The sequence below is a fragment of the Kitasatospora sp. NPDC093806 genome, assembly GCF_040683335.1.
Classification (GTDB): Bacteria; Actinomycetota; Actinomycetes; order Streptomycetales; family Streptomycetaceae; genus Kitasatospora.
This window is the reverse complement of record NZ_JBFBDO010000041.1, coordinates 1-14,611: the sequence shown is the minus strand read 5'-3', so window position 1 is coordinate 14,611 and position 14,611 is coordinate 1. Positions and strand designations below refer to the sequence as shown.

14 protein-coding genes are annotated in these 14,611 nt (G+C 73.4%); 6 read left to right on the top strand and 8 right to left on the bottom strand.

Features of this window, described 5'->3' with window-relative positions; all coding sequences use genetic code 11:
- Positions 1–251 precede the first annotated feature (251 nt).
- The 3 genes from AB0N76_RS20370 (at position 252) to AB0N76_RS20360 (ending at position 2,976) form a co-directional block, all read left to right on the top strand.
- Positions 252–1,493, top strand: a complete 1,242-nt coding sequence (locus tag AB0N76_RS20370; protein WP_363558928.1) for a metallophosphoesterase — start codon at positions 252–254, stop codon at positions 1,491–1,493.
- Between the two features lie 164 nt (positions 1,494–1,657).
- On the top strand, positions 1,658–2,662 hold the full coding sequence (locus AB0N76_RS20365; RefSeq protein ID WP_363558885.1) for a Ku protein: 1,005 nt from the start codon (positions 1,658–1,660) through the stop codon (positions 2,660–2,662).
- A 32-nt stretch (positions 2,663–2,694) separates the two neighbouring features.
- The gene (locus AB0N76_RS20360) at positions 2,695–2,976 is read left to right on the top strand and encodes a hypothetical protein (protein WP_363558884.1); all 282 of its coding nucleotides are present in this window, start codon (positions 2,695–2,697) and stop codon (positions 2,974–2,976) included.
- Positions 2,977–3,051: 75 nt separating this feature from the next.
- Here AB0N76_RS20360 and AB0N76_RS20355 read toward each other — a convergent pair whose 3' ends face one another.
- The 5 genes from AB0N76_RS20355 to AB0N76_RS20335 all read right to left on the bottom strand — a co-directional run bounded on the left by AB0N76_RS20355 (position 3,052) and on the right by AB0N76_RS20335 (position 9,304).
- The gene (locus tag AB0N76_RS20355) at positions 3,052–4,749 is read right to left on the bottom strand and encodes a DUF2079 domain-containing protein (RefSeq protein WP_363558883.1); all 1,698 of its coding nucleotides are present in this window, start codon (positions 4,747–4,749) and stop codon (positions 3,052–3,054) included.
- Between the two features lie 149 nt (positions 4,750–4,898).
- Positions 4,899–6,323 carry a DUF2079 domain-containing protein gene (locus AB0N76_RS20350; protein WP_363558882.1) on the bottom strand — a complete coding sequence of 475 codons (1,425 nt, stop codon included), beginning with the start codon at positions 6,321–6,323 and terminating at the stop codon, positions 4,899–4,901.
- 338 nt (positions 6,324–6,661) lie between these two features.
- On the bottom strand, positions 6,662–7,102 hold the full coding sequence (locus AB0N76_RS20345; protein WP_363558881.1) for an RICIN domain-containing protein: 441 nt from the start codon (positions 7,100–7,102) through the stop codon (positions 6,662–6,664).
- Positions 7,103–7,467: 365 nt separating this feature from the next.
- On the bottom strand, positions 7,468–8,856 hold the full coding sequence (locus AB0N76_RS20340; protein WP_363558880.1) for an NADP-dependent succinic semialdehyde dehydrogenase: 1,389 nt from the start codon (positions 8,854–8,856) through the stop codon (positions 7,468–7,470).
- A gap of 166 nt (positions 8,857–9,022) precedes the next feature.
- Positions 9,023–9,304: a DUF6158 family protein gene (locus AB0N76_RS20335; protein ID WP_363558879.1), complete on the bottom strand. Its 282-nt coding sequence runs from the start codon at positions 9,302–9,304 to the stop codon at positions 9,023–9,025.
- Positions 9,305–9,449: 145 nt separating this feature from the next.
- Between AB0N76_RS20335 and AB0N76_RS20330 the strand changes: the two genes are divergently transcribed.
- The 3 genes from AB0N76_RS20330 to AB0N76_RS20320 are packed head-to-tail and all read left to right on the top strand — an operon-like array spanning position 9,450 to position 12,406.
- Positions 9,450–10,046: a helix-turn-helix domain-containing protein gene (locus tag AB0N76_RS20330; RefSeq protein WP_363558878.1), complete on the top strand. Its 597-nt coding sequence runs from the start codon at positions 9,450–9,452 to the stop codon at positions 10,044–10,046.
- The gene (locus tag AB0N76_RS20325) at positions 10,043–11,341 is read left to right on the top strand and encodes an MFS transporter (RefSeq protein WP_363558877.1); all 1,299 of its coding nucleotides are present in this window, start codon (positions 10,043–10,045) and stop codon (positions 11,339–11,341) included. The genes AB0N76_RS20330 and AB0N76_RS20325 overlap by 4 nt, the downstream gene beginning before the upstream one ends.
- A 54-nt stretch (positions 11,342–11,395) precedes the next feature.
- Positions 11,396–12,406, top strand: a complete 1,011-nt coding sequence (locus AB0N76_RS20320; protein ID WP_363558876.1) for an adenosine deaminase — start codon at positions 11,396–11,398, stop codon at positions 12,404–12,406.
- On the opposite strand, the gene AB0N76_RS20315 is transcribed toward AB0N76_RS20320, so the two are convergent.
- The 3 genes from AB0N76_RS20315 to AB0N76_RS20305 form a co-directional block, all read right to left on the bottom strand.
- Positions 12,370–12,951: a dihydrofolate reductase family protein gene (locus AB0N76_RS20315; RefSeq protein WP_363558875.1), complete on the bottom strand. Its 582-nt coding sequence runs from the start codon at positions 12,949–12,951 to the stop codon at positions 12,370–12,372. The two genes, AB0N76_RS20320 and AB0N76_RS20315, sit on opposite strands and share 37 nt — an antisense overlap.
- Positions 12,952–13,012: 61 nt before the next feature.
- Positions 13,013–13,648: a vitamin K epoxide reductase family protein gene (locus AB0N76_RS20310; RefSeq protein WP_363558874.1), complete on the bottom strand. Its 636-nt coding sequence runs from the start codon at positions 13,646–13,648 to the stop codon at positions 13,013–13,015.
- A complete protein-coding gene (locus AB0N76_RS20305) occupies positions 13,645–14,451 on the bottom strand; it encodes a thioredoxin domain-containing protein (RefSeq protein ID WP_363558873.1) in 807 nt (268 codons plus the stop codon). The genes AB0N76_RS20310 and AB0N76_RS20305 overlap by 4 nt, the downstream gene beginning before the upstream one ends.
- Between the last annotated feature and the right edge of the window lie 160 nt (positions 14,452–14,611).

Below are 14,611 nucleotides of genomic sequence, written 5' to 3'. Positions count from 1 at the left end.
CCTTTCCGGCGCGGCCTGACCCTCGGCTCGAAACGCCTGAGGGTGGGGGACGGATCCGCGCATTGCGGTGCAACCTAACTTCTACCTCCGAGTATCGGAACAAGGCCTCGGCAAATGTTCGCTGAGCGAACGCAAAAGGCCAGGTCAGGGCCGGTGTGAAGATGTCGTGGAAAGCTCAAATCTGACTCAGGGTCAGCGGGTCGGGCCCCTCGCGCGGGGTTTGTCAGGGGGCCGTTCATACTGTCCGCGTGATGATCGTCCTCGTGGTGTTCGGCGTGCTCCTGGTCCTCGCCGTGCTGGCCCTGGCCCACTGGTACCTCTGGCGGCGCCTGGTGCGCGACGTCTCGGCGCCGGGCGGCCGCTGGCGCCGGACCGGTACGGTGCTCGCCGTCGTGCTGCCGCTGCTGTCCGTGGGCGCGGTGGTCGGCGGGCGGGCGTTCCCGATGGCCGTCGAGCGCTGGTTCGCCTGGCCGGGGTTCCTCTGGCTGGCCGTGCTGCTGTACCTACTGCTCGCGCTCGCCGTCGGCGAGGTCGTCCGACCGCTGCTGCTGCGCCGGCCGAAGCCTCGGAGCGCGCCGGAGGTGGTTCCGGAGGAGTCGGTTTCCGGAGGTTCGGCTCCCCAGCCGGAGGTTGACGGAGCGTCAGCCCATGCCGGGGCCGCGCCCTCGCCCGAACGCCGGCTGTTCGTCGCCCGGGCGGTCGCCCTCGGCGCCTCCGGCACGGCGGCCGCCGTGGTCGGCACCGGCGCGTACGGCGTGCTGCGCGGCCCCCGGCTCAAGCAGGTGACCGTGCCGCTCGCCAAGCTGCCCGCCCGGGCCCACGGCTACCGGATCGCCGTGGTCAGCGACATCCACCTCGGCCCGATCCTGGGCCGCGCCCACACCCAGCGGATCGTGGACACCATCAACGGCGCCCGGCCCGACCTGATCGCCATCGTCGGCGACCTGGTCGACGGCACGGTGCCCGAACTCGGCCGGGACGCCGAACCGTTGGCGCAGCTGCGGGCCCGCGACGGGGCGTTCTTCGTCACCGGCAACCACGAGTACTTCTCCGGCGCCGCGCCCTGGGTGGACTTCGTCCGCGAACTGGGCGTCCACCCGCTGCAGAACGCCCGGGTCGAGCTGGGCGGCTTCGACCTGGCCGGGATCAACGACATCGCCGGGCGCACCGAGGGCGACGGGCCGGACTTCGGCAAGGCGCTCGGCGACCGCGACCCGGCCCGCACCGCCGTCCTGCTCTCGCACCAGCCGGTCACCATCCACGACGCGGTCCGGCACGGCGTCGACCTCCAGCTCTCCGGGCACACCCACGGCGGCCAGCTCTGGCCGGGCAACTACCTGGCGGAACTGGCCAACCCGACGGTCGCCGGGCTGGAGCGGTACGGCGACACCCAGCTCTACGTGACCCGCGGCGCCGGCGCGTGGGGGCCGCCGGTCCGGGTGGGCGCGCCGTCCGACATCACCATCGTCACGCTCGCCTCGCCGCAGGCCTGAGCCCGCCCCCAGGGGAGCCCGCATCCGCCCCGGCCGGGCATCCTGTGGCCGATCGGGGCGAATCCGGGCAGAGTGGGAATCTCCGGGGCGCGACGGCCCCGGTCAGCGTGACGAACCGGTCAGCGGGACGGACCGCCGGGACGGCTCCGGGAAGGAGCGACCCCATGCAGACCACCTGGAAGGGGACGATCAGCTTCGGCCTGGTCTCCATCCCCGTCCACCTGTACTCCGCCACCCAGGAGCACGACGTCCCGCTGCACCAGGTGCACGCCAAGGACGGCGGCCGGGTGCGGATGAAGCGGTACTGCGAACGGGAGGAGAAGGAGGTCCCGTACGCGGAGATCGCCAAGGGCTACGAGTCGCCGGACGGCCGGACCGTCACCCTCAGCGACGAGGACCTCGCCGACCTCCCGCTGCCCAGCAAGAAGATCATCGACGTGCTGGCCTTCGTGGACGCGACCGAGATCGACCCGCTGATGTTCTCCAAGGCGTACTACGTCGGCGTCGCCGACCAGGCCGCCGCCAAGCCGTACGCGCTGCTGCGCGACGCGCTCGTCGAGTCCGGGCAGATCGCCGTCACCAAGATCGCGCTGCGCACCCGGGAGTCCCCGGCGGTGCTGCGGGTGCACGACGGCACCCTCGTCCTGCAGACCTGCATCTGGCCGGACGAGGTCCGCCCGGCGGCCGGCATCGCGCCCGAGGGGGAGGTCACGGTCCGGCCGCAGGAGCTGAAGATGGCGCGGTCGCTGATGGCGACGCTCTCCGAGGACTTCGACCTCACCCAGCTGCACGACGACTACCAGCAGGCGCTCCAGCAGGTGATCGAGGCCCGGCTGCAGGGCGTCGAGGTGCCGCACGAGGAGGAGGCGGGGGAGGCGCCGGACAACGTCATCGACCTCATGGAGGCGCTGCGCAGCAGCCTGCGGCAGGCGAAGGACGCCCACCCGGGCCGGTCCCGGGCCGAGGAGGAGCCCGCCGGGGCCGAGGAGGAGCCCGAGGCCGAGCCCGAGGAGAAGCCCGCACCCCGCAAGCGCGCCGCCGCCAAGAAGACCGCCGCCACCAAGAGCAGCACCGCCACCAAGAGCACCGCCAGGAAGACCACCGCGAAGACCACCACAGCCAAGAAGACGACGACCCGGAACTCCGCCACTCCCCGGAAGGCCTCGTGACCTCCCCCCAACCCCCCCGGAGGCGATTCCCGATGGACCTGCTCACCTACAAGGCCCAGGACACCGGCCCCGACGCGCCGGCCCACCCGAGCTGGCCGCAGCGGGCCTGGCACGCCCTGCTGAGCCTCACCCCGACGGCCGTGGTCTTCATGGTCGGCCTCTCGCTCGGCCTCGGCGCCGTCGCCTCCCAGGTGGTCTGGTTGCCGATGCTGATCGTCTTCAGCGTCATCTGGGGCGCGACCCTGCTCGCCCTGGTCGGGATGATCGCCCGCTGGATGACGCCCGGCCGGGGCCGGCACCGGATGGCCACCTGAGTCGTCTGACTCGGTACGACGGACGGCCGGGTGCCCCCTCCGGCTGTGGAGGGGGCACCCGGCCGTCGAACCGGCTCAGCCCTTGAACAGGTTGTGGCCGACGTCCGAGGGGACGATCTCCTTCACCGGCTTGCTGTTGTCGTCCGGCACCCGCGCGCCGGGGATCGGCTCGTCGCCCTCGCGGTGCAGCAGCACCACCCCGTGCTCGGCCCAGACCTGCCGGTAGCCGTGGGCGAGCAGCAGCTCGATCCGCTCGGCCTGCTCGGCCGCCGACTGGAACGGGAAGGTCCGGGTGTCGGAGCGGATCAGCACGTAGTCCCGGCCGCGCGGCACGCCGTCCACCAGGACGACGTCGGTCCGCCCGACCAGCCGGGGCACCACCTGGTTGTCGGCCTCCACCAGCGCGCCGTCCGGGATCCGCTCGGCCCCCCGGACCAGGGCCGCGTTGCTGGCCGAGGGCCGCCAGAAGGCCGGCGTCAGCAGGCTGATCCCGCCCAGCAGCAGGCTGCTGACCAGCGAGACCGCCACCACGGCCGTGCCCAGGCCGTACGCGGTGCGCCGGCGGGTCCCACCCCGGGCGTACAGCCGGCCGAGCGCCTCCAGGGTGGCGGTGAGCAGCACCGGCCACAGGAAGGCGTCGTAGTGGTGGGCGATCGACCAGTGGTTGGGGTTGTCGGACAGGACGCGCTCGGCGAGCAGCGGCAGCAGGCAGAGCGTGGTCGCGGAGCGCAGCGGCAGCAGGAACAGGGTGCCGAACAGCCAGAGCACCAGCAGCGGCTTGACCGTGGCGTTGGTGGCGACCTGGACCAGCAGCAGCGGGTCGCCGAGCAGGTTGGCCAGCGCGCCCTTGGCGTCCGGGCCGATCGGGCCGTACACCCAGTAGTAGTCGGGCTGGCCGCCCATCGCCGGGATCAGCCAGACGATGGCGAGCGCCGAGGCCAGCGGGCCGCCGACGAGCAGAGCGGCGCCGTAGGCGAGGCCGCGCCGGTCACCCTGCTGCTCAGCGTCCCGTCCGCCGCGCGGGCGGTTGCGCCAGAGCAGCACCAGGCCGTAGACGCCGACCAGCAGGCCGAGGTCCTCCTTGGTCGCGCAGAGCAGGGCGGCGGCGAGGGCGGCGGTGCCGTAGCGGCGGGCGAGGCCGCGTTCGAGCATCAGCAGGGTGAGCGGGACGGCGAAGGCCACCTCGTGGAAGCCGCCCCGGCCGGTGGCGAGCAGCGGCCAGCCGAGGCCGTACACCAGGCCGGCCAGGTCGGCGACCAGCCGGACGGTCCGGGTGTGCCCGGGGTCCGCGTCCGTCTCCCCGGCGCCGTCCTCGGCCCCGTCCGGGCGGGGGAAGCAGTGGACGGCGATCCGGCGGATCAGCGGCACCCCGGCGGCGAGCAGCAGCGCCTGACCGAGGATGAGGCTGCGCGGGTCCTCCCAGATCCAGTAGAGCGGGGCGAGCAGGGCCAGGACGGGGGAGAAGTGGTCGCCCAGCAGGGAGAAGCCCGGCGGGAACTCGTGGTGGTAGCTCTTGACCGGGGAGATCGGCAGGCCGAAGTGCGCGTAGCCGGCCACGCCCTGGTGGAAGATGCCGAGGTCGAAGCCGCCCAGCAGGACCGCCGACCACTGCTGGAAGCCGCAGGCCGCGGTGACCGCCAGGCAGAGCAGCGTCAGGACGGCGGTCCGGCGCCCGGAGAGCGGACCGGTGCCGGGCGTGGACGGGCGGGTGACGCGCGGCAGCAGCGGCCGGTTCGCACGGGTGGACGGGCTGAGCCCGGTTTCGACTGGCACGGGATCCCTGGACTGGTCGGAGACGGGGGCGGTGTTCGGCGGCCGGTCGGCCTGCCGTGGGCCTGTGGCGGCTCAGCGATGGGCCTGCGGTGGGTCGGCCGTGGGCCGGCGGATGGCCGGGGGCCGGCCGGCCCACCGCAGGTGGCGGCTCAGCCGGTGGCGGCCGAGGCGCCGCTGCCGACCGGGGCACCGCCCGGCGGTGCGGCCTCGGCGGGGGCCGGCGGGTCGCCGGGGGCGCGCCGGAGCAGCGTGATGCCGTGGTCGCTGCGGACCACCTGGTAGCCGCCCCGCTTGGCGGCGGCGACCTGCTCGCGCTCGCGCTCGGGCGGCAGCGGCCAGCCCATCGGCTGGTCCTCGTCGACCACGATCCACTCCGCGCTCGACCAGTTCTGCGGCCAGCCGAACACGATGACCTCGCAGCGGTTGGTCAGTTGCGGCACCAGCCGGTTGGAGGCGGCGACCCGGGCGTCGTCCGGGACGGCCGCCAGCACCGACCGGGCGGCCTCGACCCGGGCCGGGGTCCGCCAGAGGTCGGGGGTGAACAACTGGCTGAACGCGAAGCCGGGCAGCAGCGCGACCGTCACGACGGCGCTGACCGGCAGCGCCGCCCTGGTCGCCCAGCGCGGCAGCACCCGGGGCCGCGCCCCGGCCTTCACCAGCACGTCCACGAGGCCGGCGAACACGATCGGCATCAGCACGGCGCTGTAGTGGTAATTGGTGCCCCAGTAGGCGGGGTTGTTGGAGAGCAGCCGCCAGCCGAGGGTGGGCAGCGCGACGATCATCAGCGGGGACCGGGCGGCCAGCAGCATGGTCGGGGCGAGCAGCAGCAGGACGGTGCGGACCTTCTCCCCGGGGGTGACCAGGTCGAGCGGCAGGGTGAGCAGGTTGCGGCCGCCCGAACCGCCGCTCAGGTTGTCCCAGTACGCGAAGCTGCCGCCGGGGCTCATCGCGGGCAGCAGCACCAGGAGTTCGAGCAGGGAGGCGCCGACGCCGAAGACGATCGCGGCCGCGCCGATCCGGCGGTCGCCGCGCCAGAGGATGTACGCGCCGACGGCGGCGACGGTGACGCCGAGGTCCTCCTTGACCAGGACCAGCGGCGCGGCCCAGGCGAAGGCCGCGACCCAGCGCCGTTCGCCGAGCGCGGTCACCGAGAAGGCGATCAGCGGCACCGCGAAGGTGATCTCGTGGAAGTCGAAGCCGAGCGCCGAGGCGATCCCCCAGGAGGCGCCGTAGCCGAGTCCGGTGACCAGCGCGGCGGCCGGGCCGAGCGTGCGCAGCGCCCAGCGGCTGATCGGCACGGCGGCGACGGCCACCAGCGCGGACTGGGCGAGCAGCAACACCTTCGCCGACGGCCAGAGCCAGTAGAACGGCGCGAGCAGCGCGAGGGCGGGCGAGAAGTGATCGCCCAGCAGATTGAAGCCGGGTCCCTTGAGTTCGACGATCGGCCCGCGGCCCTCGGCGTAACCGCGGACGCCCTGCTCGAAGATCCCGAGGTCGTAGCCGCTGGTCAGCAGGAGTTCATGGCGGCGGACGGTAAAGAACGCGTAAACCAGGAAAAGCGCGAGAGCGACCACCCACGGGATGAACCGCACCCGCCGATCGGCGGGGGCTAACGTGTTCGACGGTTCGTCACCCTCCGCCCTGCGGTGGAGTGCTGATGTGAGTGTACTAATTGTCACTGAACATCCCCGTCGTTCCGGGTCGAGTGGTCTTGCAGCCGATTCTCGTCGGCTGTTCGAAGTGGCGGGCAGGTTCAGCCATGAGCGAACGCCGCCGGGAGTGTCGGCCCCAGGCCGGGCACCGTAGCATGGAGAAGCCCTCCCCGGCGATTCAGGCACCGGGGAGGGCTTCCCTTTGATGACGGTTCGTCAGTCCGCCTGTTGCCCGATCGGGCAATCGTCCTGACGGTCGATCACTGCCACTTCTGGAACGAGCCCCCGTTGCAGCCCAGGGTGTAGACGTTCCCGTTGGTGTTGCTGTCCAGGCAGAGGCCGGTGGCGACGTTCCGCCAGGTGCTGCCGCTGTGGATCCACTTCTGGAACGAGCCCCCGTTGCAGCCCAGGGTGTAGACGTTCCCGCTGGTGTTGGAGTCGAGACAGAAGCCGGTGGCCTTGTTCCTCAGGGTGAAGGAGCCGCCCGCGTCGGCGGCGTACCAGCGCTGGAAGCTGCCGCCGTTGCAGCTCAGGGTGTAGACGTTCCCGTTGGTGTTGCTGTCCAGGCAGAAGCCGGTGGCGACGTTCCGGAGGGTGATCTCGCTGGCGGCGCTCGCGGGCCCGGCGGCGAGGACGGTCATGCCGCCGGCCAGGATGGCCGTGGCGGCGGTGAGGGCGGCGGTGCGCTTGATGGGCTTCATCGCATTTCCTTCCCGTGTCGACCGACCCCCCGGCCGGTCGACACAGAACATATCCGGAGATTCGCCGCCGCCGTCCCCCCGTTTCCCGAAATGGGCCCAAGTTCGGCCACCTGGAATTAATAGGTCCAGATTTTCGGAGTACTAGTGGAATGATTCCGGCCGGTTTATCCGTGCACGGATTTCTTGGACTGACGCGTCCATGTCGATACGGTCGCTGTGCTCGACAATTCCTCCATAACGTGACAAACCAGAGCAGCAGGGCCAAATCCGGTGTCCGGATCCCGGATGGGGAACTTGGCCGGATCCGGCCGGGGCGCACGGCCCCGGCCGGGGGCGCACCGGATCGTCAGGCCACCCAGGGACCGTCAGGCTACCCAGACGGTCGTGACGTTGCAGAACTCCCGGATCCCGTGGCCGGACAGCTCCCGCCCGAAGCCCGAGCGCTTGACCCCGCCGAACGGCAGCGCCGGGTGCGAGGCCGTCATGCCGTTGAAGAACACCCCGCCCGCCTGGATGTCCCGGACGAACCGCTCCTGCTCCGCCGGGTCCTCGGTCCAGACGTTGGAACTGAGCCCGAACGGGGTGTCGTTGGCCAGCGCCACCGCCTCGTCCAGACCGGCCGCCCGGTAGACGGTGGCGACCGGGCCGAAGGTCTCCTCCTGGTGGATCCGCATCGCCGGGGTGATGCCGGTCAGCACGGTCGGCTCGTAGAACCACCCGTCGTCCAGCCCCTTCGGCCGCCGTCCGCCGCACTCCACCCCGGCCCCGTGCGCCCGCGCGTCCTCGACCAGCTCCGCCAGCTCGTCCCGCCCCTGCCAGCTGGCCAGCGGGCCGATCTCGGTGGCCTCGTCCATCGGGTCGCCGACCCGCAGCGCCCGCATCGCCTCGGTGAACGCGGCGGTGAACCGGTCGTAGACGTCGGTGTGCACGATGAACCGCTTGGCGGCGATGCAGGACTGGCCGTTGTTCTGCGCCCGGGCCTTGACGGCGGTGGCGACGGCGGCGTCCAGGTCCGCGCTCGGCAGGACCACGAACGGGTCGCTGCCGCCCAGCTCCAGCACCGCCTTCTTCACCACGTCCGCCGCCGTGGCCGCGACCGCCCGCCCGGCCGGCTCGCTGCCGGTGAGCGTGACCGCCGCCACCCGGGGGTCGCGGATCACCCCCTCCACCGCGCCCGAACCGATCAGCAGGGTCTGGAAGCAGCCCTCCGGGAAGCCGGCCCGGAGGAACAGCTCCTCCAGCGCCACCGCCGTGCGCGGCACGTTGGACGCGTGCTTGAGCAGGCCGACGTTGCCCGCCATCAGCGCCGGCGCGGCGAACCGCACCACCTGCCAGAACGGGAAGTTCCACGGCATCACCGCCAGCACCGCGCCGATCGGCCGGTACCGGACGTAGGCGCGGGCGGCGCCGGCGTCGGCCACGTCGGCCGGGTCCGGGTGCTCGTCGGCGAGCAGCGCCTCGGCGTTCTCGGCGTACCAGCGCATCGCCTTGGCGCACTTGGCGGCCTCGGCCCGGGCGGCGGTGAGCGGCTTGCCCATCTCCTCGGTCATGATCCGGGCGATCGGCTCGCGGTCCTCGTCGAGCAGGTCGGCGGCCCGGCGGAGCAGCGCGGCGCGGGCGGCGAAGGAGGTGGTGCGGTAGGTCCGGAAGGTCTCCTCGGCGCGGGCCAGCCGCTGTTCGAGGCCGGCCGCGTCCAGGGCTTCGAAGGTCTGCAGGGTCTCGCCGGTCGCGGGGTTCACGCTTGCGATGGGCATCGGGGGCGCTCCCAGGGGTGCGTTCGGTGGAGTGTCGGTGCTCCACCCTGGCCCACCACCGGGGCCGCGCGCACCACCCCCGCCACCCGGCGTGTCCCGCCGGCCGCCCGCCTTGCTACGCCTTGCCCGCCTTGCCCGCCTTGCCCGCCTTGTCCGCCCGTTCCGGCTACTCCGGCAGTGACTCCACCCGGGCCGCGGCCTCCCGGGCGCGGGCCCCGGCCCTGGTCCGGCCGGCCGTGATCAGCCGGTTGGGGAAGCGGTGCAGGTACTCCGCCTCCAACTGCCCGGTCCGCAGCGTGTGCCGCTTCAGCGCGTCCTCGGACCCGTACAGGAAGGTCTCGTGCCTGGTCCGGTGCAGCTGCTCCAGCTCGTGCAGCAGCGTGTCGTTGCCCAGCGCGTGCGGGGAGATGCCCTCGGGCCTGGGGTGCGGGGCGTCGGGGTGCCGCATGTCCTCTACCTCCTCGACGGAAGACCCCCCACTACCCGTTGCCCGCCCCACCCGACCCCTACACCCCCTCACCCCCGCGCGTTCCTTCACAAGAACTCTTGCGCAAGGGCTATTGCACAAGAACTCTTGTAGGTATGGTCGCGGCATGACCGAGCAAGCAGACACCCCGCCCGGCGACGTCCGGCAGATCTCCGACTCCCGGGTGCTGGCCGCCCTCACCCACCCCGTCCGGCGCCGCCTGCTGGACGTCCTCGCGGTGGACGGGCCCGCCACCGTCGGCCTGCTCGCCGAGCGGACCGGCCAGGCCGTCGGCAACGTCAGCCACCACCTCAAGGTGCTGGCCGGCGCCGACCTCGTCGAGGAGGCCCCCGAACTGGCCCGCGACCGGCGGGAACGCTGGTGGCGGCCGACCGCCGGCACCCCGCGCTGGCGGCGCGCCGACTTCGCCGCCGACCCGGTCGCCGCGGCCGTCGCCGACGCGGCCGGCTCGCTCCAGCTGGAACGCCAGGCCGCGCTGGTCCGCTCCTGGCCCGCCGCCCGCGAGGAGTACCCGGAGCCCTGGCGGGAGGGCTGCGCCGTCGCCACCGAGACCTGGCTGCGGCTCACCCCCGAGGAGGCCCGCGAACTCGCGGGCGAACTGGTCGAACTGCTGGGCCGCTGGGCCGCCCGGCCGGTCCCCGCGGACGGCCGGGAGCGCGAGTCCGTCTTCGCCTTCGCCCACAGCGTCCCCGCCAAGCCGTGACGGCGCCCCCGCTGTTACGGGACGGCCCGCAGGACCGCCCGCGCCGCGGCCCGCTGGCCGGGCGCGACTTCCGGCTGCTCTGGGCGGGCGAGAGCGTCAGCCGGCTCGGCTCCGCCATCACCTCGGTCGCCCTGCCGCTGGTCGCCGTGGTCACCCTCGACGCCGGACCGCTCGCGGCCGGCCTGCTGAGCGCCGCCGGCTGGCTGCCCTGGCTGCTGTTCGGCCTCCCGGCCGGCGTCTGGGCCGGCCGATGGCCCCGGCGGACCGTCATGATCGGCTGCAACCTCGCCTCGGCCGCGCTCTACGCCTCGGTCCCGCTGACCGCCGCGCTCGGCCTGCTCACCCTCGCCCAACTGCTGCTGGTCGCCCTGCTGGCCGGCACCGCCGCCGTCCTGTTCGGCGCCGCCCACCAGGCCTACCTGCCGGAACTGCTCCCGCCGGAGGACCTGACCGCGGGCAACGCCCGGCTCCAGGGCAGCGCCTCGGCCGCCCAGGTGGCCGGGCCCGGACTGGCCGGCCTCACCGTCCAGACCCTCGGCGCCGCCGCCGGCCTGCTCGCCGACGCGCTGAGCTTCCTGGTCGCCACCGCCGCGCTCCTGCTGATCCGGGGCGACCGCGGGCCGGCGCCGGCGCCGGACCGGGCCCCGATGGGCCGGCAGCTCCGCGAGGGCCTGGCCTTCGTCCGGCGCGACCCCTACCTGCGCCCGCTGCTCCGCTACGGCGCGGCCGCCAATTTCGCCCTGGCCGGCTACCAGGCCGTCGCCGTGCTCTTCCTGCTCGACGAGGTGGGCGTGCCGCCCGCCGCGGTCGGCTGGCTCGCCGCCACCGGGGCGCTCGGCGGCCTGCTCGGCGCCGCGCTCGCCGGGCGGGTCACCCGGCGGTTCGGCACCGCGCGCGGCGTCCGGCTGACCCTGCTCACCGCGACCCCGTTCGGCCTGCTGCTGCCGCTCACCGGGCCGGGCGCCCGGACGGCGCTGTACGCGGTCGGCTCGGTGGTCATGGTGGCCGGCGCGGTGCTCGCCAACGTGGTGCTCGGCAGCTTCCGGCAGCGCCACGCCCCGCCCGCGCTGCTCGGCCGGGTGGTGGCCACCTCGATGGTCGCCAACCACGCCACCATCCCGCTCGGCGCGGTGGCGGGCGGCGTGCTCGGGGAGGTGCTCGGACTCCGGTCGACGATGTGGGTCATGGTCGTCCTGCTGGTGCTCTGCGGCGGCGCGCTGTTCGCCCCGCCGCTCCGGTCGCTGCGCGACCTCCCCACCGGGCCCGGCCGGGGGGTCGGGGGTGGGGAATCGTAGGATGACTACTTCGTTTCACTTCGTATCCGTACCGCGATCCCCGGACAGGCACCGATGCCCCTCCCCAAGGCCGAACTGCACCTGCACATCGAAGGCACGCTGGAGCCCGAGCTCGCCTTCGCGCTCGCCGCCCGCAACGGCGTCGCGCTGCCCTACGCGGACACCGAGGAGCTGCGCCGCGCCTACGCGTTCAGCGACCTGCAGTCCTTCCTCGACCTGTACTACGCGCTGATGGCCGTGCTGCGCACCGAGCAGGACTTCGCCGACCTCGCCGAGGCCTACCTGGCGCGGGCCGCCGGGCAGGGCGTCCGGCACGCGGAGATCTTCTTCGACCCGCAGGCGCACACCGCGCGCGGCGTGCCGCTGGCCGTGGTGGTGGACGGCCTCGGGCGGGCGCTGGACCGAAGCGAGGAGCGGCACGGCATCAGCACCAGGCTGATCATGTGCTTCCTGCGGGACGAGTCCGCCGAGTCCGCGCTGGAGACCTTCGAGGCCGCCCGCCCGTACTTCGGCACCCGGATCACCGGCGTCGGGCTGGACTCCGCCGAGGTCGGCCACCCGCCGGCCAAGTTCCGCGAGGTCTACCGGCTCGCCGCCGAGGCCGGCCTGCACCGGGTTGCGCACGCCGGCGAGGAGGGCCCGGCCGCGTACATCACCGAGGCGCTGGACGTGCTCGGCGTCGAGCGGATCGACCACGGGCTGCGCTGCCTGGAGGACCCGGCGCTGGTCGAGCGGCTGGTCCGGGAGCGGATCCCGCTCACCCTGTGCCCGCTCTCCAACGTCCGGCTGCGCTGCGTCGACACCCTCGCCGACCACCCGCTGCCCGCCATCCTGGCCGCCGGCCTGCTGGCCACCGTCAACTCCGACGACCCGGCCTACTTCGGCGGCTACGTCGGTGACAACTACGACGCCCTCGCCGCGGCGCTCCAGCTGGACCGGGAGACCCTGCGGCTGCTCGCCGCCAACTCCTTCCACGCCTCCTTCCTGGACGAGGAGCGGCGCGCCGAGCTGCTCGCCGAGGTCGCCGCCTACGCGTTCGAGCCGGACGGCGCCGCCCGGGCGTAGTGCAGCAGCACCACGCCGTTGGTGAACCGGCGGGTGTCGAGCAGCTCCAGGTCGGCCGGTGTGTCGGTGACCGGGAACAGCTGGCGGCCGCGGCCGAGCAGCACCGGGTGGACGTAGATCCGGTACTCGTCGATCAGGTCGAGCGCGCGGAAGGCCGCGGCCAGCTCGCCGCCGCTGAGCGAGAGGTCGCCGGCCGCGCCGGCCTTGAGCGCGGCGACGGTCTCCGGGGTGACCTCGGAGACCACGGTGGTGTTCCAGTCGGCCCGCCGCAGGGTCCGGGAGAAGACGGTCTTCGGCTTGTCCCGCCAGATCCGGGCGAACTCCAGCATCGCCGGGGTGGCGTCCGGATCGCTCTCGGCGGTGGGCCAGTAGTCGGCCATCAGCTCGTGGGTGACCCGGCCGGAGACGAAACCGCCCAGCCGGTCCAGCTCCGCGTTGAAGTGGCGGTGCACCTCCTCGTCGACCCGGGACCAGGAGATGTCGCGGTCCACCCCCTCGAAGTGGCCGTCCAGGGAGACGGAACAGAAGAGGACGATCTTGGGCATGTCCACCTCGCCGGAGTCGCCCCGCCCCCGGGCCGCGGTCGGGCCCGGGGGCGGACGGGGATCAGAGCAGCGTGGACCAGTAGTACCAGAAGCGGTTGAGGATCAGCAGGGCGATCACCGCGTACCAGAGGGCCGGGACGACCCAGTGGTAGCGGGCCGCCTCGCGCAGGGCCGGGCGCAGGGCGCGGGGGAGGGGGATGATGCCGGAGCGGAGGTTGTGGAGGGTGGTGTACCAGAACAGCGGGATCATCGCCGTCCACACCACCATGCAGTAGGGGCAGAGCGCGCCGATGCGGTAGAGCGCCTGGTACATCAGCCAGCTGACGAAGCCGATGCCGAAGACGGTCCCGGCCTGCAGGCCGAGCCAGAACCAGCGGCGGTAGGCGGCCCCCGCCAGCAGGCCGGCGCCGATCGCGATCACGACGGCGAAGCCGGCCAGGCCGAGCAGGGAGTTGGGGAAGCCGAAGGCCTCCGCCTGGTCGCTGCGCATGATCGAGCCGCAGCTGATGATCGGGTTGATGTTGCAGTTCGGGACGTACGACGGGTCCTCCAGCAGCCGGAGCTTGTCCAGCGTGAGGACGGCCGAGGCGAACAGCCCCAGCGCGCCGCCGATCACCAGCAGCAGGGCGAACGGCCGGCTGGCGCCGTACCGCCGTCCGGGTGAGGGGGCGGGGGAGGAAGCGGTCCGGGTGGTCATCCGGTCACCTGCTTGACCATGGTGGTGAAGCGCTCCGGGGAGACCGGCGCGCCGCCGGCGAAGACGTCGAGCTTCTGGCCGTTCAGGCGGACGGTCGGGGTGCCGGTGACGCCGCTCTTGTCGAAGGCCTTGTTCACCTGGTTGGCCCAGGGCAGGTAGGTGCCGTCCTGGACGGCCTTGACGAAGCCGTCGGTCTTCAGGCCCGGGACCTGGCCGGCCAGGTCGAGCAGGCGGTTGACGTCGGCGAAGCCGTCGTTGCGCTCGTCCGGCTGGTTGGCGTACAGCACGTCGTGGAACTGCTTGAACTTGTCCACGCCCTCGTTCAGCGCCGCGCCGGCGGCGGCCAGCGCGGTGCGCGAGCCCTTCCCGCCGAGGCCCTGGTCGAGGAAGGTCGCCAGGTGGTACTCGATCTTGTACGTGCCGGCGTCGGCGAGCTGCTGGATGGTCGGGCCGGTGGTGGTCTCCAGCTGCTCGCAGTACGGGCAGCGGAAGTCCTCGTAGACCTCCAGGGTGTGCGCGGCGTCCGCCTTGCCGTACGTGATCACGGTGCCGTCCGGGCCGCTCGCGTTGGCCGGGACGACCAGGGGGCCGCCGACGGCCTGGCCGTCGCCCGAGCCGCCGGAGCCGCCGACGGCGAAGGCCACGCCCGCGGCGAGCGCGAGCACCACGGCGGAGGCGGCGCCGACCACGGTGCGGCGGCGGATCCGGGCGGCGCGCTCGGCGCGCTCGCGCTGCTCGCGCATCCGCTCGGTGGCGGCGGCCTTGCGGGCGGTCTTGGGGCTGGTCTGGGGGTTCTTGCTCATGGGAGGTGTCGTCCTGGTGCTCGTGGCGTGACGTGCGGGCGCGGCGGGACGACCGGCCGAGGACCAGCGAGAGAGGTGGGGCTGGTGCTCAGCAGGCCGGCGCGGACACCGGGGGGCCGCGCCGGACGGCGGGCCGCAGCGGCACGGGCTCGGCGGGGAC